Source organism: Haemophilus sp. Marseille-P9675, from assembly GCF_916862695.1.
Taxonomy (GTDB): domain Bacteria; phylum Pseudomonadota; class Gammaproteobacteria; order Enterobacterales; family Pasteurellaceae; genus Haemophilus; species Haemophilus haemolyticus_K.
Genome location: NZ_CAKASP010000007.1, coordinates 68,181 through 75,682, shown reverse-complemented (window position 1 = coordinate 75,682; position 7,502 = coordinate 68,181). Strand labels below are relative to the sequence as shown.

General features: G+C 39.1%; 3 protein-coding genes. All 3 read right to left on the bottom strand.

Annotation, left to right across the window (positions count from 1 at the left end; translation table 11 throughout):
• Nucleotides 1-221: 221 nt before the first annotated feature.
• The 3 genes from ppx to LIX50_RS08835 are packed head-to-tail and all read right to left on the bottom strand — an operon-like array spanning nt 222 to nt 7,401.
• The gene (ppx, locus tag LIX50_RS08845; protein ID WP_048953329.1) at nt 222-1,751 is read right to left on the bottom strand and encodes an exopolyphosphatase; all 1,530 of its coding nucleotides are present in this window, start codon (nt 1,749-1,751) and stop codon (nt 222-224) included.
• A gap of 7 nt (nt 1,752-1,758) precedes the next feature.
• Complete coding sequence (locus LIX50_RS08840) at nt 1,759-5,655, bottom strand: translocation/assembly module TamB domain-containing protein (protein WP_048953328.1); 3,897 nt, start codon at nt 5,653-5,655, stop codon at nt 1,759-1,761.
• A gap of 9 nt (nt 5,656-5,664) precedes the next feature.
• Nucleotides 5,665-7,401 (bottom strand): autotransporter assembly complex protein TamA, encoded by a 1,737-nt coding sequence (locus tag LIX50_RS08835; protein WP_048953327.1) that lies wholly within the window; start codon nt 7,399-7,401, stop codon nt 5,665-5,667.
• Nucleotides 7,402-7,502 lie beyond the last annotated feature (101 nt).

Sequence of the window (7,502 nt, the reverse complement as noted above, 5' to 3'; positions counted from 1 at the left end):
AATCCGTGAAGGTGGTCGTACAGTTGGTGCGGGCGTTGTTGCGAAAATCATCAAATAATAGATGTAGCGAAATAGTCTAAGAGACAAGTAAGAGAAAAGTGCGGTGAGTTTTCATCGCACTTTTTTGCATTTATATCGAGCCACTGGGAATAGTGAGGATAAAAAATAAGCTTTTGTGATTTTATCTCAAAAGCTTATTTTATATAGTTAGTAAGACAGGATTAATTAAAGATTAGTCCCATTTCTAAATCTTTTAGAAGATTGCTTTCAATTCTTAATTCATTCCATATTAATGGGTTTCGTTCTAAGTAACCTTCTTCAAGCGTTAAGAGCCAATTATTGTCAGATCGTTGAGTTTGAAAGGTGAACGTTTTTAGATTTTCCGTGGCTTGACGTGATTTATTGAAAATTACCGCAAGACGGAGAATGCGTATAAGCGTGATGATATCTTGTTCATGATAACGAGAAGATCGAAGAAATTCGTTTGGCTTGAGGTGACCAATATGCCAGTTAACGAGGGTGGTGAGTAAACGTTGCTGTTCACGGTCAAAACCAGGTAGTGCGATATTTTGTAAAATATAAGCAGAATGTTTTTGCAAACTTTTGTGATTGATGACAATACCTACTTCATGCAGGCGAGCAGCCCAAAGCAGGATTTCTCGCATTTCTTCAATATATGCTTGAGATTGCCAATGTTGATATTGAGCACTTAATAAGTTTGCACTGTCAGCAACACGGTGAGCCTGTGCTTGATCTATATTAAATTGTTCACTTAATCCCCAAGCTGTGCGTGCACGAATGTCAGCAACTTGAAAGTTTTTTTCTAAGCTATAGATAACACCTTCACGTAGTGCTCCATCAGAATAACGCATCTGTTGAATATTTAATACCTCAAATACAGCACTTAAAATAGCCAGTCCGGGTACAAACACATCTACGCGATCAGAATTTAAGCCATTGATATTCAGTGAAGTGAAATGATTAGCTCGTAGCGTTTGAGCGATAAGGGTATTTAATCGCTCTGTGGTGATAATACCATTAGGATCGATAGTTGAGGAAATAACCTGAGAAACAGTTTTGATGGTTCCGGAGGAGCCCAGTACAGATTGCCAGCCAAGTTTACGATATTCAAAACCTAAATCTTCGATTTTATTTACCGCACTTTGACGGGCTCGTTGGAAATTTTCTACTGAAATAATTCCATCTTTGAAAAATTGAGTGGCAAAGCTGACACAACCCATATGGCGACTTTCTGCAATAAGCGGGGTAAAGTCATCCCCTATGATCATTTCTGTTGAGCCACCACCGATATCAATTACCAGTTTACGGCCTTTTTCTGGCTGGGTATGACATACGCCAGCATAGATTGTTTTGGCTTCTGTTTGCCCACTGATAATATTTATTGGATATGGGAAAACGCGGGCCGCCTGACGTAAGAATTCATCATTATTGACCGCGCGTCTTAATGTATAGGTACCGACGACGTTAACATTTTCCATCGGAAAACCTTGTAAACGTTCTGCAAATAATGCCAAACAGTTTATTCCTCGAGTAATTGCTTCTTGATTGAGTACGGCATTTTCATCTAATCCTTCTGCTAGTCTCACTTTTTGTTTTAAGCGAGAAAGGACTTGAATAGAACCATTCACGATACGTGCAATAATCATATGAAAGCTGTTTGAGCCAAGATCAATTGCTGCAATTTCACGGACATTACCACGATGTTGTGAGGGTAATATTGCGTTATTCATAAAATTCCTAAAATTCAAATTGATAAAGTAAATCAAACACTTGGTTTGTACTAGAAACGGATTGAAAATAAAGTTGTGGCATTAAGCGGTAACGTAAGGTTACTTCTGCCAAGCCATCAAATAAGCCTACACCATATTTTATTTGTAAGCGGTTAGTGAGGTTTCCGCTGACGGTCACTTTGGATTTATCACCCACACCCGATGTGCCAAGGTTTAAATCTTGGATACCAAAAGCCTCACCAATACTTCCCACTAATTTACCGCTCTTTGAAAGCCCTAGACCAAGTAACGCCGCCCCCACGGAGCCACTAGAACCTGCCTCACCACTATTTTCTAATGAGCGACCAGTTAATAAATAAGAAAGTGCTTGATCTTGTGGTTTGCTTGGTTCGCTAAAGATGGTGACATCAGGTCTATCAGCCGTACCTATTACTCTAACACCAGCAGTAATTTTACTGTCTTCCATTGCTTCTGGATTACGAATTGCTTCAATGTTTAACATCGGTTGTGACGGTTGGCCTGAAAAGTTAATTTGTCCTTTTCGAATTAATAAATCTTGTCCAAAAGATGCATAGCGTCCTTTGGTTAAATTAATTTGCCCGAATAAACCTAAATTGCCCCTGTCTTGTTTCACAGAAAGTAAACCATCAAGATTGGTTTTTAAGCCATAGGCATCAAGGCTGACATCTTTACCAATATTGATGCGTAAATCAGAACGAATATCCATGCCTGATTTTGTTTTTGCCGCAAATTCACGTTTAATCAGTTCTTCTTTGCTCTTATGAGGGCCATTTAAAATAACTTCATCTTCGCTCACTGGCTCAGCAGTATCTGGTAAGCTATCAATTCTAATTCGCGCCCAAGGAATATCCACTGTCCCGCTTAAATTCAATTCTTTCGGATTCGCTTTTACCGTGATATTTGGACTGAAACGTAGTTTCGCCATAGAAGGAATATCCACGTTGAAATTATTTGCCTGAGCATTTAATTCTGTTGTCCAATGTTCGATATTCGCCCAGTTTGCTCGGCCAGTTAAATTTAAACGACTATCGCTAGTTTCAATTTTGCCCTGTAAAGTGGAATTATTACCGTGGAAATGTACGGCAATATCGCCATCTGTAATATTGACTGGCATAGATTTTAATTTGGTACGAATATTGCGAATATTGAAGTCGCCATTTAATAATGGTTTCTCTAAATTCCCACCGAAACTCAACTTCGAAACTACCTCGCCATTCACTGATTCACCACTAGTAAGTAGCTGATTTGCGATAGACAAGTTTAGTCGTTCTATCGCAAGGGTTCCGCCAAGTTGACGATTTTTAGCCAGGTCATTTAAATGAATATCGCCTACAATCCTGCCTTGGTTATGCACATTGATGTCTGTTTTTAAAACCAAATTGTTATTTTGAATGTCGGCGTTAAGTGTTAATTTTGGAATATCCAATTTAAACGTACGGTAATCCAATTTTTGAGAGAAAGTTAAGTGATTGCCATCTACTTTTGCGCTAAATTGGAATGGTTTATCCGTAAACCAAGCAACATTACCTTGCGCTTGTAAGTTGCCTTTGAGGCTATCTTGTTCGATAAGTTTATTCACTAAATCTAAATTAACACGTTTGAATTGGAAAGGAATATTCCCTTGCTTGCCCACATTGAATGCTTGGGGGAAACATAATTCTACATCTGTATTTTGCCAGCAATGTGCGGCAATATTGGCTTGTGTTTGTTTGTGATCGTAAGACACCGTAATAGCTTGGTTAGATTTTACATCGCCAATAGGTGTATCAAATTTTGCTTGGGAAAGTGTGCCTTTCCACTGCTCCAAAGTGCGGTCAAAATGACCGTTAATTTGTAAATTTGCAGCAACAGGCTCACCTTGGGATTTAAGCGTTAACAAATGATTTTGTTCATCGCCAGATAAGGCGAGATCAAGTAAACGGAGTTTAACACTTTCACCGTAATGAAGTTGCTCTGCCTTAACATTGAATTGCCCTTTAGCTAAAGGATCACTTTTGATATTCCCTTTCGCGCTCACTTTAGATAATTGTAAACCTTGCAAGTGTAAATTAGACGAGACTAAATCAAGATCAAGGTTTGGATTGGTGAACTGACCAGAAATAGCCGCATGCCCTTTCACATTACCGCTTAAATCAGACCATAAACCACGCAAATTCGGTGCATCAACATCTAATATAAAATCAGAATGGTCATCTAATACCCCTCTTGCGTTAAGATGATTTTCACCATATCTAACCTGCAAATCAGGTACTGTTAGAAGTACATTTTGATTAAGTGTTGCAGAGCCTTTTAAACTAATGGGTTTTGAAGACAGTGTTCCATTTAAATCAGCTACTGGCAGTTCCACTTGCCAGCCTTGAGAGCCTGCAAAACCACGCGAATACAATTTGCCAGATAGTGTTGCAGGCATGACAGGTACATAAAAACCGATATTCATTTTTTCTAAATCGGCTTGAACATCCCAGTTTGCTCCCTCTTTCCAGTTTGCAGCCCCAACAAATTCACTTTTACCGTCTAACGAAGCTATCCCTAATTTATTGACGGTTACTTCATAAAGTTTACCGTCGACATTAAGATCCACTTGAGATGCAGGAATATAATCCATTCCATCTACGCCACCTTTAAGTTCAGAGTGATAATTCAGTAAATCCCCCGTGAGCTTAAGTGTTACATCATTAATTTTAAGTGGCGCCATTGTGTTTACAAAAGCATATTGTCCTTTTGCCACATTTAATGTGAGGTTTAAGGGCATTTTGTCTTGTGCTAATTGCACTTCGCCATTCAGTTCAGCATCTAATACGCCTTTTGTTTTCAAAGAAAGCGCGGTGGATTTTTTCAATGATCCCGAAAGCTTAAGATCGACATCACTCGCTGGCAAAATTTCTTTTCCAGAGGATTTCAACGGCTCCAAATGGGATTTTAAAGTTAAATCTAGTGGCATATCGCCATCAAGTTGTAATTTACCTTGCAAATAAAGATTACCCAACGAACTTTCCACCACTAATTTTTGTAATTGCAGTTGGTTATCGACGGTATCCGCCTGTGCAATCAGGCTTGGGATTTCAATAGATTGAAGTGTTTCACCTTTTTCATTTACCGCCTGATAATGCCAGTTTTTTCCTTTAATCGCGGGGATGTGTAAATCAAAAGGAAGAATTATTTCTGATACATTGCCTAAAAAAGCAGGCGTTAAAGATTGCTCAATCGCATCCCAATCTACAGGTTTATTCGTCTGTTCGGCTTTCGGCTCTGATTTAACTTCAGACAATTTTTTTGAAATAACTGAAATATCGTTAATTTCAGTCGGCGCAATAGTTAAGCCTTTTTCATTATTTAAACTTACCGCACTTTTAAAATGACTGAGAGTGAGATTAGTCTGATCAACATTTACAGATAAATCTTGCACCACCAAATTTTCTGCATTGATACCAATTGGTAAGGAAATGCGTTTCATCGGGCCAGACTTTGAATCATCAGGCGTAGATGGAGGCAGTAATGCTGTATTAATCGCAATCGTCGGTTTATTTAAAGTGAAATCACGTAAACAAACCTCACGTGAAAGCAAACAACCGAAATCAAGCTGTAAACGTGCTTGTGCAATATGAGTATCAATCCCAGCGGTTTGATAACGAACATTATTTAGCACCAAGCCATTTTGTAGTCCGCCTTCAATTTGCTCAACGGAAAAACTATCAAGCATTTTATCGGCAAGTTGAATTAAACCTCTTTGCCCCGCATCGAAAGAAAGTGCCCCAGCAACACCTAAAACAGGCACCAAAATGACCGCACTTCCGATACAAACAGCCTTGCCCACCCAGTGTTTTTTATTAGGTTGCTCAGGTGATTTTGGTGAAGTTTCTGATGGTTGTATTTGTTCTGTCATAAATTCACCTTAAATTTCTGTACCAAGTCCGATGTAAAATTGAATATTTTTGCTGTTATCTTTATCACGAATCGGGGTGGCAATATCAAATTTAATTGCGCCCACTGGTGATGCCCAACGGACACCAACGCCTGCGCCATAACGCAATTCTTTAGTCGTGTAATCATTAGCTGCTAATCCGCTATCTGCGAAGGTCGCCGCCCACCAATTCGGATAAACTTGATATTGATATTCTAAAGAACCCGCAAGTAATCGCGAGCCACCAACCAATTTTCCGTTTTTATTTTTAGGCGCAATTTTTTTATAGCCGTAACCGCGCACACTGCGATCGCCACCCGCAAAGAAACGAAGTGCGGGCGGAATTTTTTCAATATCCTTTGTATGTAAATACCCAACTTCAGCACGAGCAACGATACGGTGATTTTCCGCATAAGTACGAATCCATGCGCTAGAGGCTTGCACTTTTACGAAAGACACTTCCGATAACCAAACTTTGTTACCCACATCAAAAGTGATTTTTTGTACGTCGCCCCAAGTTGCAAAAGAACCGCCACGTAATCGGGTGCGAGTAAATCCGACCGTTGGATAAAGGAGGAATGTTTTATCGGTTATATCGGCTTGTGTAAAACTGTCGTATCGCGCACGAAGTCCGCCAAAATATTGCCAGCCATGTGCGTTGTTCCAATAACGTAACGCGGACAATGTAAGCGCTCTCGTATTGGTATCATTCTCTTTTTCACCTTCCCAACCGACAGAGTAATCATAGTAATAATTTAATGGATTTTTAAGCAGTGGCATTCGATAAGTTGACTCTAAAGTTTGTTTTGGCGCAGAGAGATAAAGATTGGTACGGAAACTATGTCCACGACTATTAATCCAAGGCTTTGTCCAACCAATTTGAGTGTGCACGCCACCATCAGTTGAAAAGCCCACCCCTAGTTCCATCGCATTTTTTTTACGTGGATAAAGAATAATCTCTACATCCACAGTTTTGCTTTTATGATTAACATTAGGTTGAACTAATACTGAACTAAACCAATTTGAAGATGAAAAATCACTGGTTAAATCCGATAAGTTATTCATTAAATACGGATCACCAGATTTGATGTTAAGAATATTATTTAAGTAATCATCCCGAATTTGTGAATGATTAAAAGTAATATTGCCATAATGATAACGAACGCCGCTATCAAATAACATTCGCCACCATGCTTGATGGGTTTCAGGGCTGATTTCTAAACGTGAAATTTTGAATTCCCCATCAAAATATCCACGATTTAATGCTAAACGTGAAATCGCTGTTTTGTAATCATCGTAAGTTTGGTGTTCGACTAACACCCCTTCTTTAGGTAATTTTTTACGTAGCGCATCAAAATTTTCATCTTGTGCGGCTTCCCCTTCAATTTGCACATCAGTACCCGCAATTTTTGTTGGCTCACCCGGTGTAACATGAGCAATCAATAAATCGCGTTTGCCTTGACGCTGTTTTCGTTCAAAACGCACGGAAGATTCATAATAACCAAACACACGCAAACCACGATCCACAGCTTGAGTGACTAAATGTTGATAGCGTTCGGAACCATCCATTTCTTCTTTATTAATCAGATGAACATTGAGATCCGTATTACGAACAGCACGAAATCCACGGATACCTTGAATTTCAATATCCACCGTTTGTTCAGCTAAAGCAGCTAGGCTAGGAAAAAAAAGAAAAAGTGCGGTGAGTTTTAGAGGTTTTTTATTCATGCTTAAATGCTACTAGGTATTATCGTTGCACATTAGTGGCTATAGTCTACGGATATGTAAAAGATGATCAATGCTATTTATCATTTCTTGTCATAATTTTT

Coding starts and splice junctions, on each gene's coding strand:
- ppx (WP_048953329.1), bottom strand. CDS start 1,751: ATGAATAACGCAATATTACCCTCACAACATCGTGGTAATGTCCGTGAA.
- LIX50_RS08835 (WP_048953327.1), bottom strand. CDS start 7,401: ATGAATAAAAAACCTCTAAAACTCACCGCACTTTTTCTTTTTTTTCCT.
- LIX50_RS08840 (WP_048953328.1), bottom strand. CDS start 5,655: ATGACAGAACAAATACAACCATCAGAAACTTCACCAAAATCACCTGAG.